Below are 17,001 nucleotides of genomic sequence, written 5' to 3'. Positions count from 1 at the left end.
TGACATCTGCGGAACTTGGCTCGGTGGAGAAACTATGAAGGACCGTTATTCCTGCGTTATCCGTCGCATTCTTTGGCTGGCCGGTGCCTTGCGCTAGGTGGAGATGATCCTTCCGAGCGCGGCGGCGACGGCCCGGTAGAGCTCCTTGCCGTTGTCCGAGTTCGTCATCACCACACAGCCGGTACCGGACCGCAGTCGCACCGAGGTGAGCGCACGGAAGCCGGCGGTCTGGCCGCCGTGGCCGAACTCGGGCTCCCCCGGCGTGCCGTCGACCACGGTGCCCAAACCGTAGAAACTGCCGGGAAACGCCTCCGTGAGCATGACGCCCGCGAGCCGCGCGGACAACAGGTCGGACAGGCCTTGATGGGCGCGGCGCAGCGCCCCGGCGAAGACGGCCAGGTCGGCGGGCGTGGACCACAGACCGCTGCCCGCCCGCACCGGACGCACCCGGTGGCCGCCGGACAGTTCACGTCCGTGCTGGTCGTGTCCGGCGGCGGCGTCCGGGGCGCCGGGTGCCCCGAAGGCGCTGTCGCGCATGCCCAGCGGCTCGAACACCAGCTCCTGGACGGCCTTGTCGAAGTCCCGCCCCGTGACATCGGCCAGGAGCTGTTCCACGACCGCCCACTGGGCGCCCTCCTTGCGGAACTGGGAGCCCGGCTCGTGGTCCGCCCGGATCTCGTCCAGGATGCCGGGGAGGCTCGGCATGGCCTCGTCGGGATGCCACCAGGTGGCCTGAGTGCCCGCGAGCCCCGAGGTGTTGGACAGGCACTGGCGCAGCGTGACGGGCCGGCCGCCGGCCGCCCTGGGCAGCGTACGGCCGATGAGCAGGCCGTCCAGGTCCGCGTCGAGGTCGAGGACACCGCGGTCGACGAGCCGCAGCGCGGCGTAGGCGGTGATGTGCTTGCTGATCGAGCCGGCCTGGAAGCGGGTGCGCAGGGTCACCGGTGCGCCCGTCTCGACGGAGCGGACGCCGTGGACGTGGACGCCTACGGGTTCGCCGTCCCGCAGGAGGGCGACGGCGGCGCCCGGGATCCGGTGCTCCGCCATCACCCGCTCGATTTCGGTCGAGGACAGGGCGCCGACTGCTGTCGTCATCGTTGTTCTTCCCGTCGTCTCTTGTTCCGTCGCGTCGAGGGCCCTCGCGAGGTCCTCGATCGTGCCGTTGTCCAGGAGCATGCGCAGGGTGATGGCGAGGCCCGCGCGGCGGGCGGCCGCGAGGACGTGGACGATCCGCATGGAGTCGGCGCCGAGATCGGCCAGCCGGTCCCGGACGCCCACGTCCGGGACGCCCAGCACCTCCACGCAGACGTCCGCCAGGAGCTGTTCGGTGGGGGTGCGCGGGGCGACATACGCCCGGTCGGCGATCAGCGCGGACCGGCTGGGGGCCGGGAGCGCCTTGCGGTCGATCTTTCCGGCCGCGCTGAGCGGCAGTTCGTCGAGGAGGACGAAGGCGGCGGGCACCATGTACGCGGGCAGTTCCGCCGCGAGCCCGCCGCGCAACGCCTCCTGGTCCGGGCCCGACGCGTGGTCCACGGCGACGTACGCGGCGAGCCACTTCTCCCCGCCGGCGTCCTCGCGGACCACGACGACGGCGTCCCGCACGCCCTCCCGGCGCAGCAACCGCTCCTCGATCTCGCCGAGTTCGATGCGGTAGCCGCGGATCTTGACCTGGTGGTCCTCGCGGCCCAGGTACTCAAGTTCGCCGTCCGCGCGGTAGCGGGCAAGGTCGCCGGTCCGGTACATGCGGGAGCCGGGCGCCCCGCCGAACGGCTCGGGCAGGAACCGGTCGGCGGTGAGCGCGGGGCGCCCCACATAGCCGCGGGCCACACCGGCGCCGCCCAGATACAGTTCGCCCACCACACCCACCGGGACGGGCTGCAGCGCCGCGTCGAGCACATACGCCCGCATGTTGTGGATCGGCCGGCCGATCGGCACGGTGTCCACGCCCGCCTCGACCTCCCAGCCGGTGGCCCAGATGGTCGTCTCGGTCGGACCGTACAGGTCGACGAGCCGGTCCACGTGCCCGTGCAACTCCCGGGCGAGGGGCGGCGGGCAGGCTTCCCCGGTGGTGATCGCGGTGACCGGCCGGTGCTCGAATCCCGCCGCGCGCAGCAGCTTCCACCCGGCCGGGGTGGCCTGGACATGGGTGACCCCACGGCCGTCGATCAGCCCCAGCAGGGCCCCCGAGTCGCCCGTCTCCTCGTCACCGGCGAGCACGATCCGGCCACCGGTGATCAGTGGCAGGTACAGCTCGGCCGCGGAGATGTCGAACGACAGCGAGGTGGCCGCCAGCCAGGTGTGCGCGGGCCCGGCCTTGAACCGCTCACGCATCGAGAACAGCAGGTTCAGCAGCGAGCGGTGCGCGATCTGCACCCCCTTGGGGCGGCCGGTGGAACCAGAGGTGAAGAGGGTGTAGGCGAGGCTGTGCTGCAGCCCGTCCCGCGCACCGAGGTCCGGCACGGAGTCCGGCTGCCGCGCGATCGCGTCCCGCTCGCGTTCCACATCGAGGAGTACGCCGTCGTAGTCGTTCGACGGCTCGGCATGCGCGCGTACGCCGTCGGGGTCGCCGCCGCCGAAGCGCGCGCTGTCGGGGTCGTCGGCGATCCGGTCCGCCAGCTCCGTCTCCGTCACCACCAGCCGGGCGCCCGCCGCGCGCAGCATGTAGATGAGGCGTTCGCGCGGCAGGGCCGGGTCCAGCGGGAGGTGGGAGCCGCCCGCCTTCCAGATGCCGAGCAGCACGGGCAGCAGGCCCCGGCGGCGGCGCAGCAGCACGCCGACCACCGACTCGGGTCCGACACCCGCCGCGCGCAGCCGGTGGGCGACACGGTTGGCGTGCCGGTCGAGTTCGCCGTACGTCAGTGTCCCGTCCCCCGCCTCGACGGCCACGGCGTTCGGGCGGGCGGCGGCGGTGTCCGCGAACACCTCGTGCACGCGCCGCGGTCCTTGTCGGGGTTTGCTCATGTCCGGCCGGGGATTGCTCATTCCCACTCCACCTCGGTGTCGTTCCAGTCCTGGAGGATCTGCGTGCGCTCGGCCTCCGGGACGACCGTCGCCTGTGCGTCGCCGTCCGGGCCCGCGGCCATGGCTTCCAGCACGGCCCGGTACATCCCGGCGAGCCGCTCGGCGTTGGCCCGGTTCAGCCCGGTGCTGATCGCGCGCAGGACGAGCCGTCCTGGCACATTGGCGAGGGACAGGGTGAACTCGTTCGAGCTGTCGCCGGCCCCCGCCCGTACGTCGACCGTGCCGGTGTCCACCTGGTGGAAGTCCTGGTACCGGAACATGACGTCGAACAGCCGGCGGCCGCCCGCGAGCCGCTGCACGGCGGGCAGCGGATGGCGCCGGTGCCCGTACACCTCGGCCTCGCGCTCGAAGACCTGGCGGACGAGTTCGCCCCAGCTGCGGGCGCCCCGCCGATGGGCGAACGGCAGCGTGTTGAGGTACATGCCGTACACCCGCTCGACACCCGGCACTTCGGGCCTGGCGCTGTACAACACGCCGGTGTGGAAGGCCTCTTCGTGCGTGAGGGTGCTCAGCACCTTCAGATGCGCGGCCAGCAGTACCGCCTTGAAGGAGGTCCCAGTCTCGGCCGCCAGCGCCCGCAACTGGGGTTCGATGTCACGGAACTCCACCGACAGCTTGAAGTCCTCGCGGGGCGATCCGGGCTCCGCGCCCCAGTCCGACGGCAGGCTCCACGGAGCGTGCTCGTCGACGATCCGCCGCCAGTACGCGCGGTCGTTCTCCGAGTCCAGCGAGGCGAGCTCGGCCGCGATGAAGTCCGCGTACCGCACGGGCGCGGGCTCCGGGGTCTCGGGCTCCTCCCCCGCGGCATAGGCGTGGTAGAGCCCCAGCACCTCCATCAGCAGGGACTGCTGGCTCCAGCCCTCGGTGATGGCGTGGCAGTGCGTGAATCCGAGGTGCCAGGCCTCGTCCGACTCGACGAGCGCGGAAATCCTCAGCAGCGGCGCCCGCTTCAGGTCGAACAGCTCGCCGCGCTCCCGCGCGATGTGGTCCCGCCGCGCCTCCTCGAATTCCTCGGCGGAGCCGCCTCGCAGATCCCGTACGACCACGGGGGCGTCGGCCACCGCGTGCACCAGCTGGAGCGGCACCTCGAAGTCCTCCAACTCGATGGAGGTACGCAGCATTTCGTGCCGTTCCACGACCGTGCGCGCGGCCCGGGCCAGCGCGTCCTCGTCGAAGGGCCGGCCGTCCTTGATCCGGAACGTCGAGGTGTTGTGGTACTTGTTCAGGCCGTCGTCCGCCAGCATTTCGAGCACCATGCCGAGCTGGACCTGCGAGAGCGGGTACGCGTCCACGACGCCCTCGGGGAGGGAGTCCCTGACGTGGGCGGAGACGAGCGCGAAGGGTGCCACGGCCGTGGCTGCCCACCGGTCCACCCCGTCCGCCGGACTGTCGTCGCCGAGTGCTGCCGCGAGCCCTGCCACCGTCCGGTGGCGGAACACGTCGGCGACCGCCGCCTCGAAGCCCTCGGCCCGCAGGGCGCCGACCAGGGCGATGGCCTTGATGGAGTGCCCGCCGAGGTCGAAGAAGTTGTCCTCGATACCCACCTTGTCCAGTCCCAGGACCTGACTCCAGACCGCGGCGATCTTCTCCTCGGTGTCGCTGCGAGGCGCGATGTACGTCTCGGCGGCGACGGCTTCCGGGTCCGGCAGGGCGCGCCGGTCCAGCTTGCCGTTCGCGGTCAACGGGATCTTGTCCAGCTCGATGAACGCGGACGGGATCATGTACTCCGGGAGGGCGCCGTTCAGCCACTCCCCCAAGGTGTCCGAGTCGCCGCCGACGATGTAGCCGACCAGGCGCTGGTCGTCGGTGACGGTCACAGCCGCGTCCGACACCTCCGGATGCGCGATCAACGCGGCCCGGATCTCACCGAGTTCGATGCGATAGCCGCGCACCTTCACCTGGTCGTCGATCCGGCCCAGGAACTCCACCGCACCGTCCGCGCGCCAGCGCACCAGGTCACCGGTGCGATACATCCGGGCGCCCGGCGTACCGTACGGATCGGGCAGGAACCGCTGCGCCGTCCGCACCGCATCCCCGGTGTAACCGCGCGCCACGCCGGCGCCACCGACGTACAACTCCCCCACCACGCCCACCGGAACCGGGCGCAGTTCCGCGTCCAGGACGCGCATCTGGACGTTGGGCAGCGCGCGGCCGATCGGCACGACGCCGTCGTACGACGTCTCGATCGGGAAGACGCAGGTGCCGACGGTCGCCTCGGTGGGGCCGTACTCGTTGAAGATCCGTCCGTCGCCGAGCAAGTGCCGCCAGCGCTCCACCAGAGCGCCGGGAAGCGCCTCACCGGCAACCACGATCCGTGTCGTGAGCGCCCGGATCTGCTCGTCGCTCAACTGACCGCCGATCACCTCAAGATGACCCGGCGTCAGCTTCAGGAACGAGAACGGACCGGCCTCCGCCAGCGCCTGCCCCAGCTCGGTCAGCTCACCGTCGAACAGCCACACCCGCTGCCCGGCCGCCAGCGGCGCCCACACATTCGGCACCACCAGGTCGAAAGCAACCGACGAGAACACCGGAGCACCGCCCGAGCCGGACGACGCCAACTCCCGCACCGCCCAGTCCACATGATTCACCAGACCGCGGTGCGTGACCTGCACACCCTTCGGGCGGCCCGTCGAACCCGACGTGAAGATCGTGTACGCCAGCGCGTCCAGATCCACCGGCGCCAGCGATACATCCGCCTCCGGGTGCTCCTCATCCACCCGTACGACATCGACAGCGAACCGGTCCGCGTACGCGGCCGACGTCACCGCCACCGACACGTCGGCATCCGCGAGCATGCCGGCCACCCGGTCGACCGGGAGCACCGGGTCGAGGGGGACATAGCCGGCACCGGCCCGCCACACCGCCAGCAGTGCCACCACCAGGTCCACCGAACGGTCGAGCAGTACCGCCACGGAGGATTCCGGACCCACGCCCGCGCCGCGCAAGCGCTGCGCCAGGCGGTTCGCCCGGTCCTCCAGCTCGCCGAACGTCAGGCGAAGCCCCTTCGCCTCCACCGCCACCGCACCCGGCGACTCGGCCGCCCGCTCCGCGATCAGCTCCGGCACCGACACCTCACGTACCGGCGTCGCCGTGTCGTTCCAGGAGGCGAGCACCAACTCTCGTTCACCGTCCGGCAGATAAGTGGACTCGGCGCTCCCGTCCACGTCCGCGGCCATGGCTTCCAGGACGGCCCGGTACATCGACGCGAGCCGGTCGACGGCGGACGGGGTGAGACGGAGGGGATCAGCCGTGAGGAGCAGTCCGCTCGCGCGGGCCGCGACGGCGAGGCCGAACTCGGTGGCGCCCTCGCCCATGCCGGAGTCCGCGTCGACGATGTCCGACTCGGCCTGGGCGTCCTTGAGGTCGAGATAGCTGAAGCGGACGTCCAACAGGCGGGAGCCGTCGGCCAGTTCGCGCTGCATCACGGGCATCGGGAAGCGGCGGTGGGGCCAGAGCGTGGCTTCCTGGTCGTAGACCTGGCGGACGAGTTCGCGCCAGGTGCGGGCGCCGCTCCGGAAGGCGAACGGCACGGTGTTGAGGTACATGCCGTACACGCGCTCCGCGCCCAGGATTTCGGGGCGACCGCTGCAGACGAGGCCGGTGTGGAAGGCCTCCTCCGGGGTGAGCAGGCTCATCACCTTCAGGTGAGCCGCGTGCAGCACGGCCTTCAGCGACGTGCCGGTGTCGCGCGCGGCGGCGCGCAACGCCGGCGCGAGGTCGGCCAGGGGAACGCGGACGGTATGCGCCGGGCCGGACGTCACGTCCCCGCTCCAGCCGGTGGGCAGTTCGAACTTGGCGTGGCCCTCGATGACACCGCGCCAGTAGGTGCGGTCCTCGTCCGACTCCAGGGAGGCGCGCTCGGCCGCCACGAAGTCCGCGTACCGCACGGCGGGCGCCTCGGGCGCGGGCAGCGGCTCGCCGCCGCGCACCCGCAGGTAGCCCTCCACGATCTCACTGAGCAGCGAGCGGTGGCTCCACCCCTCGGTGATGGGGTGGCAGACGCTGACCGACAGCCACCAGGCCTCGTCCGACTCCACGAGCGCCGAGATCCTCAGCAGGGGCGGGCGTTCGAGGTCGAAGGTGGCGGCGCGCTCCGCGACGATGTGCTCACGGCGGGCGGCCTGCTGGCTCTCCTCGTCCTGGCCTCGCAAGTCGTGCACGGTGACCGGGATGTCCGCGCTCGGGTGGATGAGCTGGAGCGGTTCGGAGTAGCCCTCCAGCGCGAACGACGCCCGCAGCATCTCGTGACGCTCCACCAGCGCCCGCGCCGCCTTTTCCAGCGCGCCGGCGTCGAAGGGCCGTCCGTCCCTGATCCGGAACGTGGTGGTGTTGTGGTACTTGTTCAGGCCGTCGTCGGCCAGCATCTCCACCAGCATGCCGAGCTGCACCTGGGCCAGCGGGAAGGCGTCGGACAGCCCCTCGGGGAGCCTCGCCCTGTCCGTCTCGGAGAGCAGGGCGAAGGGTACGACGACAGAGGGATCATGCTCGGGCGTACCCGCACTCGCGCCGAGCGCGGTCGCGAGTCCGGCCACGGTCCGGTGGCGGAACACATCACCGACGGCTGCCTCGAAGCCCTCGGCCCGCAGGGCACCGACCAGGGCGATGGCCTTGATGGAGTGTCCACCGAGGTCGAAGAAGTTGTCCTCGACGCCGACCTTGTCCAGTCCCAGGACCTGACCCCAGACTGCTGCGATCTTCTCCTCGGTCGCCGTGCGGGGCGCGATGTACGTGTCCGTGGCCGTGGCTTCCGGGTCCGGCAGGGCACGCCGGTCCAGCTTGCCGTTCGCCGTCAGCGGGATCTTGTCCAGCTCGATGAAGAGGGTCGGCACCATGTACTCGGGCAGTGTCGACGCGAGGGCCTCGCGCAGGCCCTCGGTGCCGCCGACGATGTAGGCGACCAGGCGCTGGTCGTCGGTGACGGTCACAGCCGCGTCCGACACCTCCGGATGCGCGATCAACGCGGCTCGGATCTCACCGAGTTCGATGCGGTAGCCGCGCACCTTGACCTGGTCGTCGATGCGGCCCAGGAACTCCACCGCACCGTCCGCGCGCCAGCGCACCAGGTCACCGGTGCGGTAGAGCCGGGCGCCCGGCGCCCCGTACGGATCGGGCAGGAACCGCTGCGCCGTCCGCACCGCATCCCCGGTGTAACCGCGCGCCACGCCGGCGCCACCGACGTACAACTCCCCCACCACGCCCACCGGCACGGGCTGCTGCCGTGCGTCGAGGACACGCATGGTCATGTTCGGCAACGGGCGGCCGATGGGCACGACACCCTCGTGCGCCTCCTCGACCGGGAACACGCAGGTGCCGACGGTTGCCTCGGTGGGGCCGTACTCGTTCAGCAGCCGTCCGTCGCCGAGCAAGTGCCGCCAGCGCTCCACCAGAGCACCGGGCAGAGCCTCACCGGCAACCACGATCCGTGTCGTGAGCGCGCGGATCTGCTCGTCGCTCAACTGCCCGCCGATCACCTCCAGATGACCTGGCGTCAGCTTCAGGAACGAGAACGGGCCTGCCTCCGCCAGCGCCTGCCCCAGCTCGGTCAGCTCACCGTCGAACAGCCACACCCGCTGCCCGGCCGCCAGCGGCGCCCACACATTCGGCACCACCAGGTCGAAAGCAACCGACGAGAACACCGGGGCACCACCCGAGCCGCACGACGCCAACTCCCGCACCGCCCAGCCCACATGATTCACCAGACTCCGGTGCGTGACCTGCACACCCTTCGGCCGGCCCGTCGAACCCGACGTGAAGATCGTGTACGCCAGCGAGTCCAGATCCACCGGCGCCAGCGACACATCCGCCTCCGGGTGAACCTCGTCCACCCGTACGACATCGACAGCGAACCGGTCCGCGTACGCGGCCGACGTCACCGCCACCGACACCCCGGCATCCGCCAGCATGCCCTCGACCCGCTCCCGAGGCAGCGCCGGATCGAGCGGCACATAGCCCGCCCCGGCCCGCCACACCGCCAGCAACGCCACCACCAGATCCACCGAACGATCCAGCAGCACCGCCACCGACGACTCCGCACGCACACCACGCGAACCCAGCACACCCGCAAGGCGGTTGGCCCGAGCGTCCAGTTCACCGAACGTCAACCGGACACCCCCGGCCTCCACCGCCACCGCACCCGGCGACTCGGCCGCCCGCTCCGCGATCAGCTCCGGCACCGACACCTCACGTACCGGCGTCGCCGTGTCGTTCCAGGAGGCGAGCACCAGGTCCCGTTCGCCGCCCGGCAGGACCGCCCGCTCGGCGTCGCCGTCCGCGTCCGTGGCCATGGCTTCGAGGACCGAGCGGTACATGGAGGCGAGCCGGTCGACGCCCGCGCGGCCGATGACGTGCCGGTTGGCGGTGATCACCATGAAGCCGGCCCGGGTCGAGACGCCGAGGGGGAACTCGGTGGGGCTGTCGTCGATGGTGGCGGCGTAGTCGATGAGGTCCTGGTCGACCTGGCGGAAGTTCTGGTAGCTGAAGCGGACGTCCACGAGGCGTTCGGCGGCGCCGAATTCGCGCTGCATGGCGCCGAGCGGGTAGCGGCGGTGCGGCCAGACCTCGATTTCCTGGTCGAAGACCTGGCGGACGAGGTCGCGCCAGGTGCGGGCGCCGCGCCGGTAGGCGAAGGGCAGGGGGTTGAGGTAGACGCCGTGGACGCGCTCGGCGCCTACGGCCTCCGGGCGGGCGTTGGTGACCAGGCCGGTGCGGAAGGTCTCCTCGGGGGTGAGCCGGCTCATCACCTTGAGGTGGGCGGCGTGCAGCACGCTCTTGATGGGGACCTGGGCCTCGCTCGCCAGGGCGCGCAGCCCGGCTTCGAGGTCGTGGTAGGGGACCCAGGCGCGGTGCAGGCCGCGCGGAGTGGTGAGCGGGTCGTCGCCCCATCCGGCGGGCGGTACGAACTTGGGGTGGCCCTCGACGATGCCGCGCCAGTAGTCGCGGTCCTCCTCGGAGTCGAGGGACTTGAGTTCGGCCGCCACGAAGTCCGCGTAGCGCACGGCGGCGGGTTCCGGCTCCTGGAGCGGCTGCCCGTCGCGCAGAGCCCGGTAGGTGGTGACCAGTTCCATCAGCAGCGAGTGATGGCTCCAGCCTTCCAGGACGGCGTGGCACTCGGTGAGGGTGAGCCACCAGCTGCCGTCGTCGCGGGTGTGCGCGGTGAAGCGGATCAGCGGGGGCCTGGTCAGGTCGAAGAGTTCGGTGCGTTCCTCGGCCATGAAGGCGCGCAGGGACTGCTCGGCCGCCTCGGCGTCGAGGTCCGTCAGGTCCCGTGTGCGGATGGGTGAGTCGACCTGCGCCGGGTCGTGGACCAATTGCAGCGGCACCGCGTACCCGTCCAGCGCGAACGAGGTGCGCAGGATCTCGTGGCGGCCGATGACGACGTGCACGGCCTGCTGGAGCGCCTCGGGGACGAACGGGTCGTCGTCGAGGATCCGGAAGCAGGTCGAGTTGTGGTAGTGGTTGCGGCCGTCGTCGGCGAGCATCTCCACGACCATGCCGAGCTGCACCTGGGCGAGCGGGTAGGCGTCGACGACGCCCTCCGGCAGGCGTGCGCGGTCCTCGTCCGTGAGGAGGGCGAAGGGGGCGATGCCCGGTTCGGGGCGGGCGGGGGCCGGGCGCCCGGTGAGGAACTCCACGAGCTCGGCCGGGGTGCGGTGGGCGAAGACGTCGCGGACGGTCACGTCGTACTCGGCGTCGCGCAGCGCGGCGGCCAGGGCGACGGCTCGGAGGGAGTCACCGCCGAGGTCGAAGAAGCTGTCCGTGACACCGACCCGGTCGACGCCGAGGACCTCGCGCCAGACGTCGGTCATCCGTTCCTCGGCGGCCGTGCGCGGGGCGACTTGGGTCCGCCCGACGGTGAGCGCGCCCCGGTCGGGGGCGGGCAGGGCGGCCTGGTCGAGCTTTCCGTTGACGGTGAGCGGGATCTTGCCGAGGGCCAGGAAGGCGGTGGGGATCATGTAGGCGGGCAGCGTGCGGGCCAGCAGGGACCGCAGTTCGCTGGGGGCCACGACGGCCTCGCCCGCGAGCACCACGTACGCGACGAGACGCTTGTCGCCGGGAGTGTCCTCGCGGGCGACGACGACCGCGTCGCGCACCAGCGGGTGGGCCGTCAACGCGGCCTTGATCTCGCCGAGTTCGATACGGTGACCGCGGATCTTGACCTGGTGGTCGATGCGGCCGAGGTAGTCGAGGCCGCCGTCGGGGCGGCGGCGCGCGAGGTCGCCGCTTCGGTAGAGGCGGGAGCCGGGCGGGCCGTACGGATCGGGCACGAACCGCTCGGCGGTGAGCCGCGGCCTGCCCAGGTACATGCGGGCGACTCCGGGACCGCCGACATGGATCTCGCCGGGGACGCCGATGGGCACCAACTCGCCGTGTGCGCCGAGCAGTTGCACCTGGAGGTCGTACAGCGGAACGCCCACGTCGTTGCCGTGGTCGGCGTCGAGGTCGGCTTCGGTGACCGCGTGGTAGGTGGTGTGCACGGTGGTCTCGGTGATGCCGTACATGTTGATCAGCGCCGTACGGTCGAGGTCGCGGCGTGCGACCCAGGGACGCAGGGCCGGCATGTCGAGGCGCTCGCCACCGAACGTGACGACGCGCAGGGCGAGTTCGTCGATCAGCGGGTGTCCGTCGGCGGCGAGGGCGACCAGGCCGCGGAAGCCGGACGGGGTCTGGTTCAGGACGGTCACGCGCTCGTCGGCGAGCAGGCGCAGGAAGTCCTCCGGGGAGCGGGCGATGTCCGGCGGGACGACGACGAGGCGGCCTCCGTAGAGCAGGGCGCCCCACAGCTCCCACACCGACATGTCGAAGGCGTACGAGTGGAAGAGCGTCCAGACGTCGTGCTCGTCGAAGCCGTAGTGCTCCTCGGTGATGGTGAACAGGCGCAATACGTTCGCGTGAGTGAGTCCGACGCCCTTGGGACGGCCGGTGGAGCCCGAGGTGTAGATGGTGTAGATCAGGTCGTCGGGGCGGACACCGGAGGCGGGGGCGGTGCTGGGCGCGGCCGCCAGGGCCGCGGAGTCGCGCTCGCCGTCCAGGTTCACCAGGAGGCCGTCGTGGGCGGCGGCGAGGTGCGCGGCGTGGGTGTCCGAGGTGACGACGACGCGGGCGCCGGCGTCCTTGAGGGTGTAGGCGAGGCGGTCCGCGGGGTGCTCGGGGTCCAGCGGGAGGTAGGCCGCGCCGGATTTCAGGACGCCGATGAGGGTGGGGACGAGGTCGATGCCCCGGTCAAGGCTGACACCGACCAACTCACCTGGTCCTGCGCCGAGTTCGCGCAGATGGTGGGCGAGCCGGTTGGCGCGGGCGTCGAGTTCGGCGTAGCTGAGCCGCTGTCCGCCGCAGACGACCGCCGTGGCGTCCGGGGTGGCGGCGGCCCGCTCCTCGAAGACCTCGTGGACGCAGCGCTCCGGTGCCGGGAAGAGGCGCGGCGCGGGTGCGAGGACGGCCAGGTCCGTGTCGTCGAGGAGGTCGAGCAGGGACAGGGCGCGGTCCGGGTCGGTGGCGGCGGATTCCAGCAGGCGTACGTAGTGACGGGCGAGCCGCTCGGCGGTGGCGCGGTCGTACAGCGCGGTGCTGTACTCCAGCGTGCCGTGCACGGAGCCGTCGGCCCGCTCGCCCAGCTGGAGGGTGAGGTCGAAGCGGGAGACGCGGGAGGTGGCGCGCAGCGGTTCGGCGGCGACGCCGGGCAGCCGGAACGCCTCGGTGCGCTCCTGGTGCAGGGTGAAGGCGACCTGGCACAGCGGTGTGCGGGACATGTCGCGTTCGGGCTGGAGCTCGTCGACCAGCCGGGCGAAGGGGTACTCCTGGTGGTCGAAGGCGTCCAGGACCGTGGCGCGGGCGCCGTTCAGCAGGGTGCGGAAGGAAGGGTCGCCCTGCCAGCGGCCGCGCAGCACGAGGGTGTTGATGGCGTAGCCGACCAGTTGTTCCAGCTCCGGGCGGCCGCGCCCGGACACGACGGTGCCGACGGGGATGTCGGTGCGTCCGGTGTAGCGGGCCAGCAGGGCCTGATAGCCGGTGAGCAGGGTGGTGAAGAGGGTGGCGCCGTGCGCGGAGCCGAGGGCGCGCAGCCGGTCGGTGAGCGCCGCGGGGAGGGTGACGGGCACGGCGTCGCCCGCCCAGCTGCGGGTGGCCGGGCGGGGCCGGTCGGTCGGCACCTCCAGGGGGGTGATGCCCTCCAACTGCTCGCGCCAGTAGGTCAGATGGGGGGCGAGGGTGCCGTCGGCGAGGCGGGAGCGCTGCCAGGCCGCGTAGTCGGCGTACTGGAAGTCGATCGGGGCCAGCGGGTCGGGCCTGCCTGCCGCGAACTCCTCGTAGAGGGCGGCGAGTTCGCCGAGCAGCAGGCCGACGGACCATTCGTCGCAGGCCACGTGGTGCAGGACCACGGCGAGGATGTGGTCGTCGTCCGCGAGGCGGATCAGCCGGGCGCGCAGCGGCCGGCCCCGCTCCAGGTCGAAGGGGCGGCCGGGTTCGGCCTCGGCGAGACTCTGCGCCCGCCGCTCCCGCTCCGCCGCGTCGGCCAGCCCCGTCAGGTCGTCGACCGGCAGGTCGAACGGGCCCGGCGGGTCGATGAGTTGGACCGGCTCCGCGCCGTCGAGGCGGTAGCGCGTGCGCAGGATCTCGTGGCGCGCGTGCAGGGCCTCGAAGCCGCGGCGCAGCACCTCGGCGTCGAGGGGTCCCCGCAGCCGCAGCACGACCGGGACGCTGTACTCCCAGCTGTCCGGGTCGAGGCGGCTGAGGAACCACATCTGCTGCTGACCGTGGGAGAGGGCCAGCGGACCGTCCCGGTCCGCCCGCCGCAGTGCGGCACGCCGCCCCCGGCGGGCACCGGCGAGCCGGGCGCGCACCAGTTCCTCGCGCTGGTCCCCGGCTTCCTGGCCCGTACGAACTCCGCCCGTGCTCATGCTGAGCGCTCCTCCCCCACCGTGTGCTTTTCGGTTTCCGGCCGTGGTGCTGTGTGCGTGTGCGTGTGCGTGCGAGCGCCTGTGAGGCGGTTGCCTTTAGGCGCTTGCCTCAGGCGGTCGCCTGTTCCATGCGGCGGCGCAGGCTCGCGGGGCGCAGGTCCGTCCAGACCTCTTCGATGCGGTCCAGGCACTCCTGCCGGGTCCCCTCGGTGCCTTCCGCGTGCCAGCCCGCGGGCATGTCCCGGTCCGCGGCCCAGATGGAGTACTGCTCCTCGTCGTTGAGCACCACCCGGTACACGCGGTTGTCGGTCTGCTCGTCAGCCATGTCGGCTCTCCCTCTCGGAGGTCTGTTCGGACATCGGATCGGGATACGCACCCGGATCCGCCGTCAGCTTCCGGTGGGGGCCTATACCGGGCCTCTACGCGAACTGTCGTACGCATCCAGGACGCATTCAGGACGTATCCAGGGCCCCTACGGGCCCGTGCGCGGGCACAAAGAAGCGCGCGACCCGGTCCCCACGGGGGGAGGGACCAGGCCGCGCGCGGTCTTTCGGGCGGGGCGTCCGCCGGGGCGGAGGCTCCTGTCGGGCGAGGCGTCCGCGTTATTCGCGGGCGCCGACCAGTTGGACGATCCGGGAGCGCAGCGCCGCCGAGACCGGCAGCACCGTGCCAATGACGGCGAGCACCGTGGAGACGGCGGCGATGCCGACGACCACGAGCCACGGCGCCACGATCGGTGTCGTACCGAAGAGTTGGAGCAGTGCCGCCCACAGGGCCGCGATGTTCACGGCGGACGCGAGCAGGGCGAGGACGATGCCGATGCCGGCCACCAGCAGCGACTCGGCGACGAAGAACCGTACGACCTGTTTGGGGGTGGCCCCCGCCAGTCGGAGCACCGCGAGGTCGCGGCGCCGGTCGGAGGTCGCCATGAGCAGGGTGTTGAGGATGGCGATGAAGCAGAACAGCACGACGATCACGGCAGTGGAGCGCTGTCGCACTTCGATGAGGTGGCGGGCGTACGCGCTCTCCGAGGCGACCAGCTCGTCCCGGGTCAGGAAGCGTGCCCCGGTGCCCTGGACGGCCTTGGCGATCGCCGCGGTGGCAGCTGCCTTGTCCGTACCGGGATTCAGGGAGATATAGGCGCGCCGGGCCAGGCCGTCGCGGGCATAGGCGGCGGACGGGGCGAAGCGTTCCGGGAGGTAGGCGACGTCCTCGCCGCGCATCGCCTTGTAGACCGCCGCGACCTTCAGCGTGGCCTCCGTGCCGTCGCCGAGCAGGATCTTCTGCGTGGTGCCGGCGTCCCAGCCCCACAGGTCGGGGGCGGCGATGCTGTTGTCGTCGAGCTTGTCCAGGGAGCCCTGAGTGATGTCGAGGTCCATGGTCCGCTTGAGCGCGGAGGTGTCCACGACCATGCCGTCGTTCTCCTCGTAGCGGTCCTCGTCACGGGTGTAGACCGTGGTGAGGAGGGGCGCCGCGATCTGTACGCCGTCGATGCGTTTGACCCGGTCGACGACTTCGGGGCTGATGCCCGGGGTGCCGTCGGGGGCGAGCGCGTACTGCGAGGCGACCTGGTTGCGCAGTCCGTGGTCGCGGGCCGCGCCGAGCGAGTCGGTGGCGGCGAGCAGCGACAGGGCGAGGCCGACCGTGAGAAGGATGGGTGCCGCGGTGGCGGCCGTGCGACGGCGCGAGGTGAGCACGCTTTCGCGGACGAGCATCGCGGTGGGCCCGGCCGAGTTACGGAAGGGCCACATCAGCAGCCTGGCCAGCGGGCCGATCGCCAGGGGCGCGATCACGGCGGCGGCCAGCACGGGGACCAGCAGTTCGGTGACGTAGGTGTTGGGCGAGAGGATGGTGGCCGGTTTGCCGACGGCGATCCATGCGGCGAGGCCCACGCCGCCGCCGACGCCGAGGGCGCCGATCAGCAGCCGTCCGGGCGTCATCCCCGAGTCGTCGACCGCGGCTTCGCGCAGCGCCTCCACGGGCCGGACCCGTCCTGCGCGGTGCGCGGCGGCGGCCGCACCGCACAGCGCGACCAGGACACCGACGAGGAACGCGCCGGCCAGCGGGGCGGTCACCGTCCAGTGCAACGAGGGCCGCACACGGAACCAGGGCGGTGAGATGTCGAGGTCGATGAGCATGTCGGTGAGCAGCTGCGCCCCGTACAGGCCGAGGGCCGTGCCGAGCGCGGAGGCCAGGGTGCCCACGAGCAGGGCCTCGCCGCGGACCATGCGGCGGACCTGCTTGGGCGTGGCGCCGACGGTGCGCAGCAGGGCGACCTCGCGGCGCCGCTGGATGACGGCGAAGGCGAAGGTGGAGGCAACGACGAAGACGGACGTGGTGCCCGCGACGGAGGCCATCACCGGGACCAGCGTGATGGTGTTGTCGAGGGTCTCGCGGTCCTCGGCCTCGCTGGCGTCGGCCTTGTGCCGGTCCTTGCCGGTGAGGACTTCGGCGTCCTTGCCGACGGCGCCGCGCACCTGGTCGAGCGGGCCGAGCGCCACCAGGGCCTGGATGCGCGGAGAGATCCGGGCGGCCTCGGCGTCGCCGAAGAACACCGCGTTCTCCCAGTCGACCGGGGCGACCGTGCCGGACACCGTGTACGTCGAGACGCCGGCGGCGGTCATCACCGTCACCTTCTCGCCGGTGTGCGCCTGGTCGGACGGGACAACGATCTCCCGGTCATCGGAGGGTTGTTGACCGCTCGTCAGCTTGTATCCGCCGAAGCGGGCGACCGCCCAGGGGTGGCCGACCTGGTTCTTCGGGCCGCCGTGGAGCTGGGCGTAGAAGGCCCGGTCGACCACGGTTTCCCCGGTGGCCGAGACCCGGCCGAGCAGGTCCTGCGAGACGCCCTCGGCCTCGGGCAGCGAGCGGACGCCGAGGTCGTGGTGGGCCGGGTCCCAGTCGGGGTCGGTGGGCAGCACCACGGCGGAGGCCTGGGCGAACCGCTCGGGCGGACGGTCGGGCAGATCGAGCATCGTCATCAGCAGGACGCCCATCGCGGCGACCTGCGCGACGCCGAGCACGAGCGCCACGACGGTGCCGAGGAACGACACCCAGCGCGCCCGCAGGGTCTGGAAGGCCACGCCGA

The 17,001-nt window shown here is 71.9% G+C and carries 4 protein-coding genes; all 4 read right to left on the bottom strand.

Annotation, left to right across the window (positions count from 1 at the left end; genetic code table 11):
* Positions 1–93: 93 nt before the first annotated feature.
* The 4 genes from ACFY0T_RS38515 to ACFY0T_RS38500 all read right to left on the bottom strand — a co-directional run bounded on the left by ACFY0T_RS38515 (position 94) and on the right by ACFY0T_RS38500 (position 16,996).
* The gene (locus ACFY0T_RS38515) at positions 94–2,982 is read right to left on the bottom strand and encodes an amino acid adenylation domain-containing protein (protein ID WP_388881833.1); all 2,889 of its coding nucleotides are present in this window, start codon (positions 2,980–2,982) and stop codon (positions 94–96) included.
* A complete protein-coding gene (locus ACFY0T_RS38510) occupies positions 2,979–13,913 on the bottom strand; it encodes an amino acid adenylation domain-containing protein (protein WP_388881830.1) in 10,935 nt (3,644 codons plus the stop codon). The genes ACFY0T_RS38515 and ACFY0T_RS38510 overlap by 4 nt, the downstream gene beginning before the upstream one ends.
* Before the next feature lie 109 nt (positions 13,914–14,022).
* A complete protein-coding gene (locus ACFY0T_RS38505) occupies positions 14,023–14,238 on the bottom strand; it encodes an MbtH family protein (RefSeq protein ID WP_388881827.1) in 216 nt (71 codons plus the stop codon).
* A 277-nt stretch (positions 14,239–14,515) separates the two neighbouring features.
* A complete protein-coding gene (locus tag ACFY0T_RS38500; RefSeq protein WP_388881824.1) occupies positions 14,516–16,996 on the bottom strand; it encodes an FtsX-like permease family protein in 2,481 nt (826 codons plus the stop codon).
* Positions 16,997–17,001: the final 5 nt, after the last annotated feature.

The organism is Streptomyces sp. NPDC001530 (genome assembly GCF_042894545.1).
GTDB lineage: Bacteria > Actinomycetota > Actinomycetes > Streptomycetales > Streptomycetaceae > Streptomyces.
This window is presented reverse-complemented; position numbering and strand designations above follow the sequence as displayed.